Source organism: Saccharothrix sp. NRRL B-16348 (assembly GCF_001280085.1).
Classification (GTDB): Bacteria; Actinomycetota; Actinomycetes; order Mycobacteriales; family Pseudonocardiaceae; genus Actinosynnema.
In genome coordinates this window covers 1-212 of sequence record NZ_LGED01000182.1, presented here as the reverse complement: position 1 = coordinate 212, position 212 = coordinate 1, and the positions used below count along the sequence as shown (strand labels likewise).

Genomic DNA, 212 nt, shown 5'->3' with positions numbered 1-212 from the left:
GTCGGTGGGGAGGTGTTGGGCGGGTAGTCGGGGGTCTTGGCGGACGAGTTGGAGCCATTCGGTGTGCAGGAGGAGTTGTCGGGCGAGGTCGTCGGGCGCCTCGGGTAGTGGGTGGTGGTGGTCCCAGCGGCGGAGGAAGGCGTGGTAGCGGTCGGCGATGGCGGGTAGGTCGTAGGCGGTGTGGACGATCTGGTCGGCTTCGGTGGGTTTGG

Annotated in this window: 1 pseudogene; it reads right to left on the bottom strand. The window is 68.4% G+C overall.

The features are described 5' to 3' along the window. Positions 1–212 (bottom strand): annotated as a pseudogene (locus tag ADK67_RS17095) (PaaX family transcriptional regulator C-terminal domain-containing protein); the annotation flags it as partial.